Below are 18,602 nucleotides of genomic sequence, written 5' to 3'. Positions count from 1 at the left end.
TTGGAATAATTTAAGTATTAACCCTAATAGTGCATAAGAAAGCCTTGCTGGACGAGGCTTTTGGGGGAATTGCACCATTGAGGTGCAGACGAGAGAACCAAAATGGAACTGCGTGCGTTGCGAGGATTTGTGGAGGTTGTGCGACAGCAGAGCTTCACGGCGGCGGCCGAAGCCTTGTTTGTCACCCAGCCGACGGTGAGCAAAATGGTCAAGGCGCTGGAGGACGAACTGGGCACACCGCTCATGTTGCGCGAGGAGCGCGGTATGGGTCGACGGCTTCAGTTAACCGACGCTGGACGCGTCGTCTTCGAGCGCGGTCAGGACGTGCTCGCTGCCCATGCCCGTCTGCAACAGGAGCTGGCGGATCTGGAGACGGTGTCGCGCGGCGAGCTGTCGATCGGCATCCCGCCATTGGGCGGCGACCTGTTCATCCCGGTGATCGGCGCGTTCCATCAGCACTACCCCGATATCGAGATGAAGCTGTTCGAGACCGGCTCGCGGGCCATCGAGCAGGCGTTACTGGCGGGCGAGATCGAGCTGGGCGCGGTGCTGCTGCCCATCGACCCGACCGTGCTGGATGTGCTGCCTGTCTGTCATTACCAGTTGCGTCTGATCGCGCCCCGGGAATCGCGTTGGGAGGGCCGCGCCTCTGTCGGCCTCGGCGAGCTGCGCGACGAGCCCTTCGTCTTCTATGGCGAGGGGTTTGCGTTATCGGAGCTGGTGATCGCCGCGTGTCAGCGCGCGGGTTTCACGCCGAAGATCGCGGGACGCTCGAGTCAGTGGGACTTCATTGCGTCGATGGTGGACAACGGCGTAGGCATCGCACTGCTACCGGAGCCGTTCTGCGCGCGGCTGGACCCGAAACGTTTCGTGATGACGGACGTGCGCGATCCGGAAATTCCGTGGGATCTGGCGATGGCATGGCGACGCGACTCGTATCTGTCGCATGCGGCGCGACGCTGGCTCGCGCTGGCGCGCGACATCCTCGGGCCGGGTGGCGACGGCGAAGCGAAGGCGGCTATCGCAGGTGGTGCGCGACGCAAGTGATTCGCGGATAGCGGACGTGGCTGTCATCCGACGGGAATCGGCGATTGCGGTATCCTTGCCGCTGACAAATTTCCCCCTTTTGCCGTTGCATCGCGTTCCACGGGCGCGAGAGCGGCGCGACACATCGAGACTCATGCGCATCATTACCGCGAATTTGAACGGCGTGCGATCCGCCTCCAAGAAGGGCTTTTTCGAGTGGTTCGTCAATCAGGACGCCGACATCCTCTGCGTTCAGGAAATCAAGGCCCAATTGCCGGACATGACGCCGGACTTCCTCAAGCCGCACGACTATCAGGGCTACTTCCACTATGCGGAGAAGAAGGGTTACAGCGGCGCCGGCGTGTACGTGCGACGCGAGCCCGACGACATCGTGATCGGCTGGAACAACAGCGAGTTCGACGCCGAGGGGCGTTATGTCGAAGTGCGTTACGGCAATCTGTCGGTGATCTCGGTATACATCCCGTCGGGGTCGAGCGGCGAAGAGCGTCAGGCGGCCAAGTTCCGCTTCATGGCCGACTTCATGCCGCACTTGCTGGCGCTCAAGGCCGAGGGACGCGAAGTCGTGCTGTGCGGCGATGTGAACATCGCGCACAAGGAAATCGACATCAAGAACTGGAAGGGCAACCTGAAGAACTCGGGCTTCCTGCCGGAAGAGCGCGCATGGCTCACGCAGTTGTTCGACGACCACGGCTACGTGGACGTTTTCCGCACGCTGGATCAGCGTGCGGAGCAGTACACGTGGTGGAGCAATCGCGGACAGGCGTATGCGAAGAACGTCGGTTGGCGCATCGACTACCAGATCGCCACGCCGGGCATCGCAGGCAAGGCGAAGACGACCTCGGTGTTCCGCGACATCAAGTTCAGCGACCACGCTCCGCTGATCGTCGATTACGACCACGCGCTGTAAGCACGGCACGTCGTAGAAGCCGGAAAAGCGAAGGCCAATCCTTGATGAGGGATTGGCCTTTTTGTTTTGTCGACGCCGAACGGGGTTTTACCGCGCCCCACCCGCAGCAGGCACGCCATCGCCGCCGTCGTCGTCGGCGCCCCACGGCGCGACTTTGGGCAGAAGGAGCATGCCCGGAACGGCCAATACCGTGCAGATGAGGAAGAACGTCAACCAGCCGACGCCGTCCACGATGTAGCCCGTCCCCGCGTTCGCGAACGTGCGCGGCACCGACGCCAGACTCGTGAATAGCGCGAACTGCGTCGCCGTGTAACGCGGGTCCGTCGTGCGCGCAATGTAGGCCGTGAACGCCGCCGTTCCCAGCCCCGCCGTGAACGCCTCGAACGCGATCACCGCGCCCAGTCCCGCCACCACCGCACCGGCCTCGGCCAGCCACGCGAAGCCCAGCACCGACACCAGTTGCAACACCCCGAACACCCACAACCCACGGTTGATGCCCAGCTTGATCAGCCAGATCCCGCCGATGATGCCGCCCGCCACGCTCGCCCACAGACTCGTCGCCTTCGCCACCACGCCGATCTGCGTCTTCGTAAAGCCCAGATCCAGATAGAACGACGTGGCCAGCGACGTCGCCATCGAGTCGCCCAGCTTGTACAGAAAGATGAACGCCAGCACGAGCAACGCCTGCGACCAGCCGCCACGCGTCACGAACTCGTGGAACGGCTCCACGACCGCCTCGCGCAATGTCTTCGGCGGCGTGCCGCGAATCTCCGGCTCCTTCACCACCAGCGTCATCACGATGCCCGGCAGCATGAACGCCGCCGTCGCGAAGAACACCTGCGACCACGGCAGATGGTCGGCCATGATCAGCGCCAGCGAACCCGGCACCAGCCCCGCCACCTTGTACGCGTTCACGTGCATCGCCGTGCCCAGCCCCTGCTCGCGATCGGACAGCAACTCGCGTCGGTAGGCATCCAGACAAATGTCCAGACTCGCGCTGAAGAACGCCAGCGCCGCCGCCAGTGCAGCAATCGTCATCAGATCGCGCTGCGGCGAATACGTCCCCATGATCGCGACCGCGCCCGCCACCAGCAATTGCGTGACGAACATCCACCCGCGACGCCGCCCCGGCTTCCATCCCAGAAAATTGGGCGCGAAGCGGTCCATGAGCGGCGCCCACAGAAACTTCCACGTGTAGGGGAACTGGATCAGCGCGAACAGGCCGATCGACTTAAGGTCCACGTGCTCGCTACGCAACCATGCCTGCACCAGATTGAGCAGGATGAAGAGCGGCAAGCCGGAGGTGAAACCGAGAATCACGCAGATGAGCATCCGCGTGGGGTGGAAGACGCGCCCGTCGTCGGGCCGCAGCGAATCGGTCATGGAAAGGACAATTGGGGCCAGCCGCCTGCGATGCACGGCGCCCGGCCCCCGACGTCTATGGCTACGCGGGGTCCGGCGCTACGCTGCCCCGCAAGCTGCCGTCGGTTCAGGAACGCTTGACGCGATAGACCGCAAGACTACCACGCCAGTTCGCCCCCACCGAGACCAGTCGCCCATTGTGCAGGACCGCACGATCCAGAATCTTCACACCGACGTCCGGCGCCAGCGCTTCGAAGTCCTTGATCGTCAGCACCCGCACGTTCGGCGTGTTGTGCCACTGGAACGGCAGGCTCTTCGACACCGGCATGCGTCCTTGCAACACCGACAGCCGATGCGGCCAGTAGCCGAAGTTCGGGAACGACACGATCGCTTCGCGTCCCACGCGCACCGTCTCGCGCAGAATGTCCGCCGTGCGGTGAATGGTCTGCAACGTCTGCGACAGGATGACGGTATCGAAGCTCTGATCTTCGAACAGCTTCAGGCCGTCTTCCATGTTCTGCTGAATGACGTTGATGCCGCGCTGCGCGGACGCCAGCACGCCCGCGTCGTCGATCTCGATACCGTAGCCGCTCACGTCGAGTTCGTCGGTCAGCAGACGCAGCAAAGACCCGTCGCTACAACCGAGGTCCAGCACTTGCGAGGACGGCTCGATCCATCGCGCGATGACACGAAAGTCGGGGCGATCCGCGAGCGAGGCCGAAATGCGATGACGCGACGCCGCCAGTTGCGCGGCCTGCGCACTGTTGGTCGGGGCGGTGGACTGGCTCATACGCCGACCTCCTGAGCGATGCGTTCGTAGTAAGCGCGCACCAGATTGTGATAGCGCGCATCGGTGAGCAGGAAGGCGTCGTGTCCGTGCGGAGCGTCGATCTCGGCGTAGCTCACGGTGCGGCGCGTGTCGAGCAGCGCCTTGACGATCTCGCGCGAACGCGCCGGGGCGAAACGCCAGTCGGTCGCGAACGACACGATCAGATATTTCGCGGACGTGTGCGATAGCGCCTTCGCCAGATCGCCACCGACCGTGCGCGCCGGGTCGAAGTAATCGAGCGCGCGCGTGATCAGCAGGTATGTGTTGGCGTCGAAGTACTCGGCGAACTTGTCGCCCTGATAGCGCAGGTACGACTCAACTTCGAACTCCACGTCGAAGCTGAAGCGATAACCGTCGTCTTTGCCGTTGCCATTACCGTTACCGCTGCCGTCCTTCACCTCGTCGACCAGCGCTTCGGCACGTCGCAGCGCACGGCCGAACTTGGTCGCCATGTCCTCGTCGGACAAATAGGTGATGTGCCCGATCATGCGCGCCACGCGCAAGCCTCGACGCGGCACCACACCGTGCGCGTAATAGTCGCCGCCGTGGAAATCGGGATCGGAAAGAATTGCCGAGCGTGCAACCTCGTTGAAGGCGATGTTCTGCGCCGAGAGCTTGGGCGTGGACGCAATGACCAGACAGTGCCCCACCCGGTCGGGATACATGATGCTCCACGCCAGCGCCTGCATGCCGCCCAGACTGCCGCCCATCACGGCGGCGAACTTGCGGATACCGAAGGCGTCGGCCACGCGGGCCTGCGCATTGACCCAGTCTTCGACCGTCACGACAGGGAAGCGCGCGCCGTACGGCGTGCCGGTGGTTTCGTCGAGGCTCATCGGCCCGGTCGAGCCGAAGCACGAACCGAGATTGTTCACGCCGATGACGAAGAAGCGGTTGGTGTCGAGCGGCTTGCCCGGACCGACCATGTTGTCCCACCAGCCGATGTCCTTGGGGTTGTCGGCAGCGATGCCCGCTACGTGATGCGACGCGTTGAGCGCGTGACACACCAGCACGGCGTTGCTGCGATCGGCATTGAGCTCGCCATAGGTCTCGACCATCAGGTCGTAGCCTGCGAGGGTGCTGCCGTTTTGCAGTGCCAGCGGCTCAGCGAAATGCATCCGCTGCGGCGTGACGATTCCGATTGAAGATTCCATAAATCCCTGTCCGAAACATGCCGGGGTCAGCGTCATCGTCAATACGAATCGACGGACGATGTCCTGAACTGTGCGGGAAAAGGGGTCGACGGAAAAACGGCGGGGTGCGCGAACGACCTCTTTAGCCGCATTTTTAGTGAATGTCTCAAACCGAAGATCCTGGAGATCCTCCGTCCGAGTCATTCGCGCGCCCGCAAGCGAGTCACCAAATCGGCGCGCCAGTCATCGCAACAAGGCCGGACGATGTGTCGTCAGCCCTGCCACGCGTTGCAAAAGTATAACGTAATCTGCGCACTCGGCGCAGACGAGCTGCTGCTGCCGGTATTAGCGCAGCAATGCAGCCACTTGCGGCTCGGCGCCTTCGGTCGGTGAGCGCTTGAAGCCGCTCTTGGCGAAACGGTGCCAGCGACCCAGCACGTACGAGACGAGCAGGTTGGCGCGCGAGTTCGCGTCGAACGTCTCGGGCAGCGTGCCTTGCGCCGCAGCCAGACGCAGCACCTGACGCAGCGACGCTTCGATGCGGTCGAGCAACTGGTTCATGCGCTCTTGCAGACGCTCGTGTTCGCCGACCAGCGCTTCGCCGGTCAGCACGCGCGTCATGCCGGGGTTCTTCTCGGCGAAACCGAGCAGCATCAGCACGATGGCGCGCGCTTGCGTCACGCCGTCCTGATCCTGTGCGGAAATCTGGTTGATCAGGCCGAAGATGGTCTGCTCGATGAATTCGATCAGGCCTTCGAACATCTGGGCCTTGCTCGCGAAGTGGCGATAGAGCGCCGCTTCGGAGACATCGAGACGCGCCGCGAGGGCGGCCGTGGTGATCTTCTCGCCCTTGGGCGTCTCAAGCATGGCCGCGAGGGTCTGCAACACCTGCACGCGGCGCTCGCCCGGTTTGGGACGGGTGGTCTTCACCGGCGCGGGCGCGGGCATGGCCTCCAGCGCGTCGGCGGTGCCGAAACCGGCGCCGTTCGAAGAGTTTTCCTGCTGCATCGTCTGGTCGTTATCAGTTGGGATTATGTAATCGTCGCGCGGTCAGGGACTGGGCGCGGGAACCTGACGGAGCCCTTACCGGCCCGTCACTTGCCCCTCACATGCCTGGCACCTGCCCCGGTCGCCAGGTACGCCCTTAACTCGCGCAGAGATTGTACTTTGATATCTACGAAGTGTGGGCGGCCACTTCGCGCCATAACCTTGCCAAGACTGTTTCTCACCGGCAGATGTCCCGTGATCCAAACCGTCTTGATGCCGAAATGCCGCAGGTGCTTCAGGTGCGAGCGCGTGTCCTCGACAAGCCAGGTGTTCGAGGGTGTCAGTCCCTCGCGCACAAGCAGACGGCGCAACATCGTCGGGTCGGGTTTGGCGCGCCAGCCACGTCGGTCCGCCATGTCCTCGATGCTCACGAACCGCTCGAAATGACGGCCGATTCCCAACGCCTCGACGATCGGCATGGCGTAGTGCGCCGGTGCATTGGTCAGCAGAATCTTGCGCCCCGGCAGACCGGCCATCAGACGAGCGATGCCGCGCTCGGCGCGCAGCACCTCGGCCAGCGGCGGTAGTTCATGGACTTGCGCGAGAAACTCGTGCGGGTCGATGGCGTGATGTCGGATCAGCCCGAGCAGTACCGCGCCGTAGCGCTCGGTGTACGTCGAGCGCAGGAGGTTCGCTTCGTCGTGCGGCAGCCCCAGCTTCTCGACGATATAGGCGGTCATCGCGCGGTTGATGCGCGGAAAGATCGCGTGAGACGCGCGATGCAGCGTGTTGTCCAGATCGAACAGCCAGACCGGACCGCGCGTGCCGTGCTCGCTACGGGCGAGGTGCGCCCGGCGTCGCCGGCTCAGAACGTGAGAAGAAGACACGGAGATAGCGGATTTTTGCGAGGAGATACGTGAACATGACCATCGTCGCGAACGCAACGGGGGTCTCAGCAAGGCAAGATGCTAGCGCGCGTACACCGCGAAATCAATGGAAACCGACTGATACAATCCTCACAAATAGTCGTCGTTCACCGCGTATTGCACCGCGTTGAGCGCATACCCGCTAGAACGCTATGGGTGAACAACATGAAACAAGTCAATGACTCGGACCAAATCTCACGACTGGTTCTTCGTGGCTACAAGTCGATCGCGGAGTGCTCTCTGGATCTTGGGCGTCTCAACATCCTAATCGGTGCCAACGGGGCAGGAAAGTCCAACTTCATTGGCTTCTTCCGCCTGATCAATAAAATTCTCGACCGACAATTGCAGGTCGCCGTTGGTCTGGCTGGCGGCCCGGATGCGTTGCTGCACTTTGGGCGCAAGAAGACCGAGCAACTGGAAGCCGAACTGTATTTCGGAAATAACGGTTATCGCTTCAGGCTGCGTCCAACGCAAGACAATCGGATGATGTTCTATCGAGAGGCGTTTTGGTGGAACATGCACGGAGACTGGAACCCCACGTCCGGTCACTTCGAATCTTATGCCGAATCTCAAAAAGGTCTTACGCGCATCTACTCGTACGTGGTCCCCGCCATGCGCAGCTGGCGTCTGTATCACTTTCATGACACTAGCAGCAGCGCCCTCGTCAAACAGATTCACAACATCAATGACAACGAGTATCTCCGGGACGACGCAAGGAATCTGGCGGCCTTCTTATTAAGACTGAAAGATCATCACGCGGAACACTACTCGCGAATCGTGAAAACGACACGCCTTGTGGCGCCATTCTTCGGGGACTTCCATTTGAGACCCACCGTCGCCAACAAGGACACGATCCAACTGGAGTGGACGGAAAGCGGGCAAGACGAGCCATTCACAGCAAGTGCTCTCTCAGACGGCACGCTGCGATTCATTTGTCTTGCGACCGTTCTGCTTCAGCCGAAGGAATTTATGCCTGCCGCCATTCTGATCGACGAGCCCGAACTCGGTCTTCACCCATTCGCGATCTCCGTACTGGCCGGTTTGATGAAGTCAGCATCGCAAGAACATCAGTTGATCGCCTCTACCCAGTCGGTAGAGTTGGTTAACGAATTCGACGCAGAAGACCTGATCGTCGTCGACAAACGTGGTGGCGCATCAACATTCAAACGCCCCGACACCGGAGCATTGGCAGAGTGGCTGGAGGACTACACGCTCGGCGAACTCTGGAAGAAGAATGTCCTCGGCGGGAGGCCCGGTCGATGAGCCGCGTCTACTTACTAGTGGAGGGGCAAACCGAGGAAGCGTTCGTCAATGAATTGCTGGTCCCACATTACTCGCCGTTGGGCCATTACCTGACACCGATTATCGTACGCACTAGCCCCGGCCACCGAGGCGGGGTTGTGAGCTATGGAAAGGTCCGATGGCAGATCGAGCAACTGTGCAAGCAGCATCGAGAAGCTCATGTCACGACATTTTTCGATCTCTACGGGCTTCCCGAAGACTTTCCGGGAAAGGCATCTCCCGCCTATCCGGCTAACAGGAGTGGAAGGGACAAGGCCTCTTTCCTTGAAGCAGAACTCGCCAAAGACATTGGCCGACCCAACTTCATACCTAACCTGCTAGTCCACGAGTTCGAGGCCCTCTTGTTCGTAGATATCGCGGCGTTCGAGCAATGGACAGACGAAGATCGCGCTCTCGATCCGTTGCGCGCCATTCGCAAAACGACGTCACCGGAAGATATTAACGATAGCCCTCAAACGGCACCGTCAAAGCGCATTCTTGCCGCCATGTCCGAATATCAGAAAACGTTCCATGGACCGCTGATTGCTTGTGACATCGGAATGGACGCCATTCGACGCGATTGCCCGCACTTCGCGGCCTGGCTGGCCAAGATTGAGGCGTTGAAGTAAGCATCGCAGTATCAGAAACTCCGCTCGGCGCGGGCATTACGTCCCGAGGTGCCGAACGTCGGGTGCGCCATCGAGGCGCCCCCTTGGCTCAGCCCGCGCGCGCCTTCGCCCGCACTCGCAGCAGGCTGACGCCACCGCCCAGCGCCGCGAGTATCGTCGCGCTCACCATCGCCGCGTGCGCGCCGTGATCGCCATAGAGATCGAACAGCAGCGCCACCACGGCCGCCCCGAGCGTCATGCCAACGGTCCGGGCCATCGTCATCAGACCGCTTGCCGCGCCGCTGCGCTCGCGCGGCGCGCCCATCATGATGATGCGGTTGTTCGGCGTCTGGAAGAAGCCGAAGCCCACCCCGCAGATCACCATCCGCCAGGCGATGCCCCAGTCGCTCGCGTCCGCTGGCAACCACGCCAGCGATGCCAGCCCCACCGCGAACATACCCAGTCCCAGCGCACTCATGCGCGCGCTGTCGAAGCGATCCGACAACCGTCCGGCGAGCGGCGCGATGAACACGATCACCAGCGGCCACGGCGTAATCAACAGGCCGGTCGCGGCTTCACTGCGCGCGAACGTGTGCTGCAACAGAAACGGCATGCCGACGTAGGCCAGCGTCTGCGCCATATAACAGGCGACGGACGTCAGCGACGACAGCGCCAGCACCGGCACCCGCATCAGATCGAGCGGCAGCAGCGGCGTCTGACGACTGCGCTGATGCCGCACGAGCACCACCGCCACGATGAGTCCAAGCGCGATCTGCAACGCGGCGACACCGTGATGCCCGGCTTCGCCGATATGACCGAGTCCGATGATGATGAGCGCGAGCGTTGCGGCATTGAGCAACGCTCCGGGCACGTCGATGCGCCGCTCGGCCCCCGGCGTGCGTGGCAGGAACCGGTACGACGCGCCCAGCGCGACCAGCCCGATGGGCAGATTGATGGCGAACAGCCAGCGCCAGTCGCCCAGGGTGAGAATGACTGCCGCCACGCTCGGCCCGGCCGCCGTCGACAGCGCAACGGTCAGCGCCAGCAGCGAGATCGCGCGTCCACCCATGTGCGGCGGGAACACCATGCGCAGCAACGCGGGGACGATGGTCGACATGCACGCACCGCAGAGCCCCTGCACCACGCGCGCCGCGACAAGCCAGGAGAGCGACGGGGCGAGCGCACAGCCGAGCGATGCCAGCGTGAAGCCAGCCACGCCGAGCAGGAACACGCGCCGATAGCCGAGCTTTTCGCCCAGGGCTGCCAGCGGCAGCACGGCCATCGCAAAAATCAGTTGGTAAGCGTTGACGACCCACACCGTCGAGGCGGGATCGGCGACAAGATCGCGCGCAATGGTCGGCAATGCCACATTGGCAATCGATGCATCGAGATTACCGAGGAAGGTGCCCAGCAGAATGGATGGCACGGCAATACGGCGTGCGCTCACGGAAAGGCCTTCGGCCAGCGTCGCGGAGGGGGCCATCGGTTGCGTCATACGGAGGGGTTCATGAGGAAAAAACCTCGGCCCGGGATTCGCTTCTCGCTCGCCAGTGCCTGCTTGGCATCATAGCCCGGGCCGGGCAGGAAAATCATGCGCAATGGTGCCGCTCGGGGAATGTTCGGCTGCACACGGTCACGCCGCACGACGTCTGCCGGATCACTCGCTCGTTATGCGCGGCACGCCACCACGACGCCGCCGCGCAACAGGGAGTGACGCAGCACCGCGCCACGTGCGATTCGCCCCCCCGGACGCCCCACACGTGCTCGCTGCGCGGTGCCGCGCTTGCTAAGACTCAAGCGTCAGAACGTGTGCTGAATGCCCAGCATCGTACCGAACTGGTTGCCACCGGTGACCACCGAACCGCCCGCGGCAATCGCCACTGCACCGTTCTGGCTGTTCGCCACCCAGCCCGCCATGCCATACAGCGACGTACGCTTCGAGAGCGAGTACGTGGCTCGGCCGATGAGCATCGTGGCGTTGGCGCGGCTCTTCAACTGATAACGGATGGCCTGTGCGTCGAACGCCCAGGTGATCGTCGGCAGATAGGTGAAGCCGATGAAGTAGATGTCCGAGCGCAGCGATGCGGCATCGGCGCTCACGTTGCGGTGAATCCAGCCGCCGCCCACGCGCCCCGTCGACCACTTGTAATACGCGTTGATGACCGAGTGCGAATCGGTGTACTGCGAGCTGGTCAGCGGTGCAGCCGCGCCGGTGTTGCCGCGCATCTGGTCGTACGACGCCGAAATGCCGAAGTTCTCGTAGTCGTAACCGAGCAAGCCCGTGAATTGCTTACAGGCCTGATAGTTGCCAGCGACGTTGCCCGCGCAGTTCGTGGCCGACGGACCACCTGCGGACGATGCATCGCGCCCGAAGCTGTACGTCGCACCGACCGTCACGCCGGAGAACTTGCCCATGTACCCGATGGCGCTGTCGCTACGCGCATTGGCGATGTACGGGTCGATGCTGGCGAGCGAGAAGATCGACGGTCCGATCACGTCCGCATTGCCCGTCACGTAGAACGTCATGTTGTTCTGACGGCCGATGAGCACGGTGCCCCACGAGCTGGACAGACCGACGTTGGCCTGACGACCGAACAGACGTCCGCCGTAGTTCAGACTGCCGGTGCCCGGCTGAAAGCCGTTTTCCAACGTGAAGACGGCCTTGAGACCGCCACCCAGGTCTTCGACACCCTTGAAACCGAAGCGCGACGGCACCTTGCCCGTGAGGGTCGGTTCGCCGACGAAGCTGCCGCCATTGGCAGCATTGTTGTAATAGGCGATGCCGGTATCGACGATCCCGTACAGCGTCACGTTGCTTTGCGCGTGCGCCAGGCCTGCACCCAGCAGCAGGCCAACGGCCAATGCGTGTTTCACTTTCACTTCTGTCCCCTTGTTTTTGAATACACAGCTACTCCAAACCTCAACCTCCGGACCATCGACAGCGTCACCGGTCCGGCCTTGTTGGGACGGCACTGCGGCCGCCTCCGGTACTGCATTGCTTGCTCTTTCGGGTCACCGCTGCCGCCTCCTGTGCTGCACACCGGCCTCGGTCCCCGTTGTTTTATGGCGCGACGTGAGGTGCTGTTTTTGCCTCACGCCTTGCTTCATGCTTCGCGTACGAAAGTGAAACGCGCTTCGCGCCGCGCGATGCGCCATCCCTGCGCCGTGCGCACGAACGTGTCCTCGAATTCACCCATCACCTGACGGCCCTGCGCCGGACGTCCGAACGGTCCCGGCACGTCCTGCGCCGAGCCACTCCAAAGCAGCACGGTGCTGCTGCCAATTGCACCCGTAGCCGACGTCACCTCGATCAGCACGTTGCCGACGAGATGCCGCGTCAACCGGTCAGCCGGACGCTCGGCGTACGCCGCCGCAATCGCCGCTGGGCCGACGAGCGTTTCGCCGTTAGGGCGCACCAGCACCCCCTTCTCCGAGAACAACGCCGCCAGTCCCTGCGGATCGCGACGGTCGTTGCACATGACGAAGCGCATCACGAGGTCGTGACACGCTTGCTTGGCGAGCAACGCGTCGAGCGTTTGCTGGTCGACGGCCTCGGGTGTTGGTGTGGCTTGCGTGTACTGCGTCACGACGTCACCCCGTCGGTCGACGGCAACGACAACCACGCGCGCATGGCGGCAGCCACGGCTTCAGGGCGTTCCATCGGACTCATGTGACCGCTGTGCTCCACCACACTCAGCACCGCGCCCGGAATCAACCCGGTCATGATTTCGTGACGCGCGAGCGGGCTCCACGTGTCCTGTCGTCCGCACAGCACGAGCGTCGGGCAACGCACGTCGCTCAGCTGGGCGGTCGCATCCGGACGGCCCAACAGCGCGTGGATCTGCGCAGCGAACTGATCGGGGTTGCTGCGCTCGATCATGTCGAGAATGGCGTCGAACAGCGGCGTGCCGATCTGGTCCGGATGCACCATGCCCGTCGCCCAGACCTGCCCCATCGCGCGCATGCCTTCCTCACGCGAACGAGCGAGCAACGCAGCGCGACCGCTGCGCTCCTTCTCAGCAGCCTCACCGTCGGGCAACGCCTGATAGCCGGTGTCGAGCAATGCGAGATGGCTCACGCGCTGCGGCGCACGGCGCACGACTTCAAGCGCGACGCGCCCGCCCATCGAATGTCCGGCCAGCGCGAAACGCGGCTCCGGCGTGGTGGCCAGCACGTGGTCGGCCATCGCGCCGATGGTGTCGAGCGCACCCCATGCGGGCACGCGGCAATCGAATTCCGGTAGCAACGCGGCAGTGGCAGCCCACGCCACCTGATCGCAGAGCAGGCCGGGCAACAGCAGCAACGGCAAACGTTCCTGACTCATGACGCCTCTCCTTGCGCCCACACGCGAGTCGGAATGCACACGTCGCCGTCAAATAGCCAACGCGCGGTTCGCAGCAAGCCCGCGCCCGTGACGTCGGTCTGCCCTTCGGCATCGAGACCGAGCGTCAGACGTACGGTGAATTCGCCCGTCGGATGTTCGATGGACACGAGCGGCGCATCGCCATCCGGCACCACGGCCATCTCGTGACAGACGGTGCCTGGCAGTGCGGCCGCCGTCGCTACGCTCACAGCCGCCAGCACACCGATGGACGAGTGGCAGCGATGCGGAATGAAGCAACGCGTCGCAAGTGCACCGCCAGCTTGGGGTGCCGCAACGAGACACATCTTCGGCACCGTGCGCGAGCGCACGTCGCCCAGATTCATACGCGAGCCGACGGCGAGACGAATCGCTTCGATGCGTTCACGCATCGGCTGGAACTGCGCATCCGCTTCGAGTTGCTGCCAGGACTCGGCGCCCGTGCAACCCAGATCCGTAGCGCGCATCAGCACCAGCGGCATGCCGTTATCGATACACGTGACGGTGACGCCTTCGACGACGTCCTGACGCTGGCCCGTCGGAAACAACGCGCCACACGACGACCCGGCGGTGTCGCGGAACATTAGCGGAATGGGGGCGGCCGTACCGGGCACCCCGTCGATGGCCACGTCACCGTCGTACTTCGCCACGCCGCCCGGAGTCTGCACGGTAGCGACCGCCACTTGTCCCGTGTTAACCATGTGAATACCAACGTCGGTCACATCGCCCGTTGCCGCGACGAGTCCGCGCTCAATCGCAAACGGTCCCACGCCCGCGAGGAGATTGCCGCAGTTCTGTCCGTAGTCGACACGCGCTTCGTCGACCACGACCTGTGCAAAGAGATAGTCGACGTCGGCGTCCGCACGCGTAGCGCGCGAGACGATGGCGACCTTACTCGTGAGCGGGTTCGCGCCACCCATGCCATCGATCTGACGCGCATCGGGCGAACCCATCGCAGCGAGCAGCACGGCGTCGCGCGTGGCGGCGTCCGTGGGCAGGTCGTCCGCGAGGAAGTACAACCCCTTCGAGGTGCCTCCCCGCATGACGGCGGCGCAAATGCGCGTCTGAGAATGCTTTAGCTCGCCCAAGTCGCGCCCCTCACTCGCCTTGCAACTCGTCGAGCGAGTCGACGTAGCGCAGGCCCTTCGCGGCAAGACGTTCGCGCATCTTGTAGTAATCGAGGCCGAGCGTGCCGCCCGCGAGTACGCCGCGCTTGTAGGCTTCGTCCGCACCGCGTGCCGCGGCCGCTTTCGCGACGGCCTGCGCCGTGGCGAACGGCACCACGACGACACCGTCGTCATCCGCCACGATCACGTCGCCCGGGTTGACGATCTGGTTCGCGCACACGACCGGCACGTTCACCGAGCCGAGCGTTTCCTTAACCGTACCTTGCGACGAGATGGCCTTCGACCACACCGGGAATTGCATCTGCGTGAGCGTGCCGATGTCGCGGCAACCGGCGTCGATGATCAGCCCGGCAACGCCGCGCGCTTTCATCGACGTGGCGAGCAGATCGCCGAAGTACCCGTCGTCGCACGGCGACGTCACGCCGACCACGACGATGTCGCCCGGCTGTGCCTGCTCGACCGCAACGTGCAGCATCCAGTTATCGGACGGCGGCGCGAGCACGGTGACGGCGCTACCGGCCACCGCCGCACCGGCGTAGATCGGACGCAGATAGGTGGCCATCAGGCCGAGACGGCTTTGCGCCTCGTGCACGGTGGCGCTGCCTGCGCTGCGCAGAATGTCGAGCGTGGCGGCATCGACACGGGGAATCTGACGAACGACGACGCCGCGAATCATGACAGTTGCTCCGTAACGACCGGCGTGAGACGCATCAGCCCTTCCGCGTACTTGATGTCGCGCGACGCGGTGATGCCGATGTTGCGTTTGGCCTGCACACCGCGTTGCAGCGCCACGCGCGTGTAGTAATCCCAGAGGTGTTCCTGACCGGCCATGCATTCGATGGCGGCGCGCTTCTTGTCCCACACCGGCGTGATGTCGACGAAGGTGTTCGGAATCCACTCGCACTGTTCGGTCTGATGCGGCTCGAACGCCAGCACCGCCGGTGCGCCGATGATCTTCTCGCCGGGCTTGTGGCCTTCGGCCTGCGCAATCACCCGCGCTTCCTGCGTGACGTGCATCGCCAGCGGGTGATCGAAGTTGTACGGATCTTTCTCCGAATGGCTCAGCACGAAGGCGGGTTGCACGTCGCGATAGATGTCGACGAGTCGGAACAGCGTTTCGTCGGACACGCGCATCGGGTAGTCGCCGATGTCGAGGAACTCGATCTCAGCGCCGAGAATGTCGGCCGCGCGTTGCGCCTCTTCACGGCGTGCGGTCTTCACCTTCGCTTCCGTCATCTCGGCGCCCTTGCGCCAGAGCTTGGCCGACTCGCCGCGCTCGCCGAACGACAGGCAAACGATCTTCATGCGATAGCCCTGCGCGACGTGCGTGGCGATCGTGCCCGCCGCGCGCCAGACGAAGTCCGCCGAGTGGGCGCTGACGACGAGGCCCGCCAATCCCGAATTGCTGCTGTGCTGTGTTGTGCTCATGTGTTTGACTCTGATACGTGTTGCGCGGCCCGGCGACGCTCGCTCAGGCGCTTTCCAGTCCGACCAGCGTGCCGAGCAATTCCGGCGACGCGGCCAGATCGCTGCTGCGGCCCGCCCAGACCTGACGGCCCCGGTCGAGCACCAGCGCGCGGTCGGTGAGTTCCAATCCCAGTTCTGCGTGCTGCTCCACGAGCACCACGCCCATGCCGCCGTCTGCACGCAGCTTCCGGAACGCGTCGACCAGTTGATCGACGATGACGGGCGCGAGCCCTTCGAACGGCTCGTCGAACAGAATCACGCGGGGGTTGCCGATCAGTGCGCGGCCGATGGCGAGCATCTGCTGCTCGCCGCCCGAGAGCTGATTGCCCAGATTGCGACGGCGCTCCTTCAGACGCGGAAACAGGTCGTAGACGCGCTCCAGCGTCCAGGCCCCTTTGTCGTCAGCAGCATTCGCGACATCGCCCATCGCCGAGACTTGCAGGTTCTCTTCGACGGAGAGCGACTTGAAGATTTCGCGCTCCTGCGGCACCAGCGCCAGTCCGGCGCGGGCACGCTTGTAGGCAGGCCACGACGTAATGTCGTCGTCGCGATAACGCAGCACGCCGCCGTGCCGCGTGGTGAGGCCGAGCAGGCTCAGCAGCAACGTGCTTTTGCCGACGCCGTTACGTCCGAGAATCGCGACGGCTTCGCCAGCAGCCACACGCAGGCTCAGGTCTTCGAGCACGATGGTTTCGCCATACCCGGCACTGAGCCCACCGGCTTCGAGCAGAATGTCAGTCATGATGGCGACGCCCCAGATAGATATCGCGCACGCGCGGATCGCTGCGCACTTCGTCCTTCTCGCCTTCCATCAGCACCGCGCCTTCGACCAGCACCGTAATGCGGCGCGCGAAACGGAAGACCAGATCCATGTCGTGTTCGATGACCATCACCGCGACGTCTGCGGGCAAACGTTCCAGCAGTTCGAACAACTTGCGACCCTGCCCCGACGGCACGCCCGCGACCGGCTCGTCGAGCAGCAGCACCTTCGGATCGAGCGCGAGACCCAGCGCAATCTCGACCTGACGACGCTGGCCGTAAGCGAGTTCGTTGATGCGCTTGCCTGCCAGATCGATCATTCCGAGCTCGCGCAGACGCTCCGCCGCTTCCTCGACCACCGCCGGACGATTCGCCAGCGGACGGCCGATGCGACCGTCGAGTCCGCGTCGCGACGTGAGCGCGAGGCCTACGTTCTCGGCGACCGTGAGCGTGTCGAACAGCGTATTGAGCTGGAACGTGCGTGCAAGACCGAGCTTTACGCGCTTGTGCGACGGCATCGACGTGACGTCGGTGCCGCCCACGCGCACCACGCCCGCGTTCGGCTTGAGCACGCCTGTGAGCAGGTTCATCAACGTGCTCTTGCCCGCGCCGTTCGGTCCGATCAGCGCGTGACGTGCGCCGACCGGCAGCGACAGCGTGACGTTGCGGGTGACGTCGAGTTGGCCGAAGCGCTTCGACAGTCCCTGAATTTCGAGTGCAGCGCTCACGGCGTCACCTCCTTGTCCGTGGTCGTTGCTTTGGTGTTCTCAGCCGGAGCAGGTGCGGCGGCAGGCACGGATGCCGAACGACGCAGACGCGCCGCGAACCGATCCACCAAACCGATGAGACCGTCCGGCGCGAAGCGCACGACGACGATCAGCAACACGCCGAGGGCAGCGAGCCAGTTCGTCGGATCAAAGGCGGCGATACGGTCGGACAGCACCATGAAGACGACCGCGCCGAGCACTGCGCCGTAGAGGCGTCCGGTGCCGCCGAGGGCGAGCATCACGAGGACGTTGGCCGAAAGCGTGAACGACAACGTGTCGAGCGCGACGATGTTGTTGACCTGCGCCGACAACGCGCCTGCGACACCGGCCACAGCGGCGGCAATCGTGTAAAGCATCAGACGACGCAGACCGACGCGCACACCCAACAGCGACATGCGCATGGCGTTCTCGCGAATGCCCTGCACCGTCAGACCGAACGGTGAGTTCACGAGAAACTGCGTGAACAGATAGATGACGAGCAGCACCGCGAGCGCGTACAGATACGCCGTGTGACCGTAGATGTCGAACTCGAACATGCCGAGCACTGGTGCGATGCTGTAGCCCGTGAGACCGTCGTCGCCCATCGTGATGGACTTGGCGATGTTGCCCGCCTCAAACAGCAGTGTGGCGCATGCAAGCGTGAGCATGATCTGCGTCAGCCCGCTCACACGCAGCACCACGATGCCGGTGATCAGGCCGACGACGGCCGCCACCACGGCACCGGCCACCAGACCCAGCAACGGGTTCGGCGACACGTGCAGTGCGAACAGACCGGCCGCATACGCGCCGCTACCGAAGAACGCCGCGTGTCCCAGCGTCTCAATGCCGCAGTAGCCCTGCACGAGATCGAGCGAGAGCGCGAAGATGATCATGATCAGCACGCTCGTGGCGAGCGCCAGATACAGATCGGCGAAGAAGTACGTGGCGACGGCGGCGAGCAACAGCAGCGCGTCGAGCATGCCAAGGCGCTTGCGACGCAGCGCCGGTGCCACTTGCACCACGCCGTTCAGCGCTTGCGAGGGTTTCGTATGAGACATCGTCA

General features: G+C 63.6%; 19 protein-coding genes. 4 read left to right on the top strand and 15 right to left on the bottom strand.

Features of this window, described 5'->3' with window-relative positions:
* Nucleotides 1-102 precede the first annotated feature (102 nt).
* Nucleotides 103-1,047 carry a LysR family transcriptional regulator gene (locus tag NTU39_RS01710; protein WP_257959058.1) on the top strand — a complete coding sequence of 315 codons (945 nt, stop codon included), beginning with the start codon at nt 103-105 and terminating at the stop codon, nt 1,045-1,047.
* Nucleotides 1,048-1,180: 133 nt separating this feature from the next.
* Nucleotides 1,181-1,954 (top strand): exodeoxyribonuclease III, encoded by a 774-nt coding sequence (locus tag NTU39_RS01705; protein WP_257959057.1) that lies wholly within the window; start codon nt 1,181-1,183, stop codon nt 1,952-1,954.
* An 87-nt stretch (nt 1,955-2,041) separates the two neighbouring features.
* On the opposite strand, the gene NTU39_RS01700 is transcribed toward NTU39_RS01705, so the two are convergent.
* The 5 genes from NTU39_RS01700 to NTU39_RS01680 all read right to left on the bottom strand — a co-directional run bounded on the left by NTU39_RS01700 (nt 2,042) and on the right by NTU39_RS01680 (nt 7,152).
* A complete protein-coding gene (locus NTU39_RS01700) occupies nt 2,042-3,337 on the bottom strand; it encodes an AmpG family muropeptide MFS transporter (RefSeq protein WP_150663944.1) in 1,296 nt (431 codons plus the stop codon).
* Nucleotides 3,338-3,443: 106 nt separating this feature from the next.
* The gene (metW, locus tag NTU39_RS01695) at nt 3,444-4,106 is read right to left on the bottom strand and encodes a methionine biosynthesis protein MetW (RefSeq protein ID WP_233326990.1); all 663 of its coding nucleotides are present in this window, start codon (nt 4,104-4,106) and stop codon (nt 3,444-3,446) included.
* Nucleotides 4,103-5,299 (bottom strand): homoserine O-succinyltransferase MetX, encoded by a 1,197-nt coding sequence (metX, locus tag NTU39_RS01690; protein WP_150663943.1) that lies wholly within the window; start codon nt 5,297-5,299, stop codon nt 4,103-4,105. The genes metW and metX overlap by 4 nt, the downstream gene beginning before the upstream one ends.
* 324 nt (nt 5,300-5,623) lie before the next feature.
* On the bottom strand, nt 5,624-6,286 hold the full coding sequence (gene slmA / locus NTU39_RS01685; protein WP_150663942.1) for a nucleoid occlusion factor SlmA: 663 nt from the start codon (nt 6,284-6,286) through the stop codon (nt 5,624-5,626).
* An 86-nt stretch (nt 6,287-6,372) separates the two neighbouring features.
* Nucleotides 6,373-7,152, bottom strand: coding sequence for an HAD-IA family hydrolase (locus NTU39_RS01680; protein WP_039394853.1), 780 nt, complete (start codon nt 7,150-7,152; stop codon nt 6,373-6,375).
* Between the two features lie 204 nt (nt 7,153-7,356).
* Between NTU39_RS01680 and NTU39_RS01675 the strand changes: the two genes are divergently transcribed.
* Together NTU39_RS01675 and NTU39_RS01670 are read left to right on the top strand one after the other, a co-directional pair.
* Complete coding sequence (locus NTU39_RS01675) at nt 7,357-8,454, top strand: AAA family ATPase (protein WP_150663941.1); 1,098 nt, start codon at nt 7,357-7,359, stop codon at nt 8,452-8,454.
* Nucleotides 8,451-9,101, top strand: a complete 651-nt coding sequence (locus NTU39_RS01670; protein WP_150663940.1) for a DUF4276 family protein — start codon at nt 8,451-8,453, stop codon at nt 9,099-9,101. Before NTU39_RS01675 ends, NTU39_RS01670 begins: the two co-directional genes overlap by 4 nt.
* An 88-nt stretch (nt 9,102-9,189) precedes the next feature.
* Here NTU39_RS01670 and NTU39_RS01665 read toward each other — a convergent pair whose 3' ends face one another.
* The 10 genes from NTU39_RS01665 to NTU39_RS01620 all read right to left on the bottom strand — a co-directional run bounded on the left by NTU39_RS01665 (nt 9,190) and on the right by NTU39_RS01620 (nt 18,597).
* Complete coding sequence (locus NTU39_RS01665; RefSeq protein ID WP_257959056.1) at nt 9,190-10,575, bottom strand: MFS transporter; 1,386 nt, start codon at nt 10,573-10,575, stop codon at nt 9,190-9,192.
* A 305-nt stretch (nt 10,576-10,880) separates the two neighbouring features.
* Nucleotides 10,881-11,954: a porin gene (locus NTU39_RS01660; RefSeq protein ID WP_373275426.1), complete on the bottom strand. Its 1,074-nt coding sequence runs from the start codon at nt 11,952-11,954 to the stop codon at nt 10,881-10,883.
* Nucleotides 11,955-12,184: 230 nt separating this feature from the next.
* Nucleotides 12,185-12,667, bottom strand: coding sequence for a nuclear transport factor 2 family protein (locus NTU39_RS01655; protein ID WP_246184516.1), 483 nt, complete (start codon nt 12,665-12,667; stop codon nt 12,185-12,187).
* On the bottom strand, nt 12,664-13,404 hold the full coding sequence (locus NTU39_RS01650; RefSeq protein WP_257959054.1) for an alpha/beta fold hydrolase: 741 nt from the start codon (nt 13,402-13,404) through the stop codon (nt 12,664-12,666). The genes NTU39_RS01655 and NTU39_RS01650 overlap by 4 nt, the downstream gene beginning before the upstream one ends.
* Nucleotides 13,401-14,483, bottom strand: a complete 1,083-nt coding sequence (locus tag NTU39_RS01645; protein WP_217426150.1) for a 4-oxalomesaconate tautomerase — start codon at nt 14,481-14,483, stop codon at nt 13,401-13,403. The genes NTU39_RS01650 and NTU39_RS01645 overlap by 4 nt, the downstream gene beginning before the upstream one ends.
* Nucleotides 14,484-14,538: 55 nt before the next feature.
* On the bottom strand, nt 14,539-15,243 hold the full coding sequence (locus tag NTU39_RS01640; protein WP_174984535.1) for a 4-carboxy-4-hydroxy-2-oxoadipate aldolase/oxaloacetate decarboxylase: 705 nt from the start codon (nt 15,241-15,243) through the stop codon (nt 14,539-14,541).
* A complete protein-coding gene (locus NTU39_RS01635; RefSeq protein WP_150663938.1) occupies nt 15,240-15,995 on the bottom strand; it encodes a PIG-L deacetylase family protein in 756 nt (251 codons plus the stop codon). The genes NTU39_RS01640 and NTU39_RS01635 overlap by 4 nt, the downstream gene beginning before the upstream one ends.
* A 43-nt stretch (nt 15,996-16,038) precedes the next feature.
* Nucleotides 16,039-16,776: an ABC transporter ATP-binding protein gene (locus NTU39_RS01630; RefSeq protein ID WP_257959053.1), complete on the bottom strand. Its 738-nt coding sequence runs from the start codon at nt 16,774-16,776 to the stop codon at nt 16,039-16,041.
* Entirely contained in the window at nt 16,769-17,521 is a 753-nt protein-coding gene (locus NTU39_RS01625) for an ABC transporter ATP-binding protein (protein WP_150663936.1), read from the bottom strand. Before NTU39_RS01625 ends, NTU39_RS01630 begins: the two co-directional genes overlap by 8 nt.
* Nucleotides 17,518-18,597 carry a branched-chain amino acid ABC transporter permease gene (locus tag NTU39_RS01620; RefSeq protein WP_150663935.1) on the bottom strand — a complete coding sequence of 360 codons (1,080 nt, stop codon included), beginning with the start codon at nt 18,595-18,597 and terminating at the stop codon, nt 17,518-17,520. Before NTU39_RS01620 ends, NTU39_RS01625 begins: the two co-directional genes overlap by 4 nt.
* Nucleotides 18,598-18,602: the final 5 nt, after the last annotated feature.

Source organism: Pandoraea commovens, from assembly GCF_024704525.1.
Lineage (GTDB): Bacteria > Pseudomonadota > Gammaproteobacteria > Burkholderiales > Burkholderiaceae > Pandoraea > Pandoraea commovens.
Note: the sequence above shows the minus strand (reverse complement) of the source record. Positions and strands in the feature narration are given on the sequence as shown.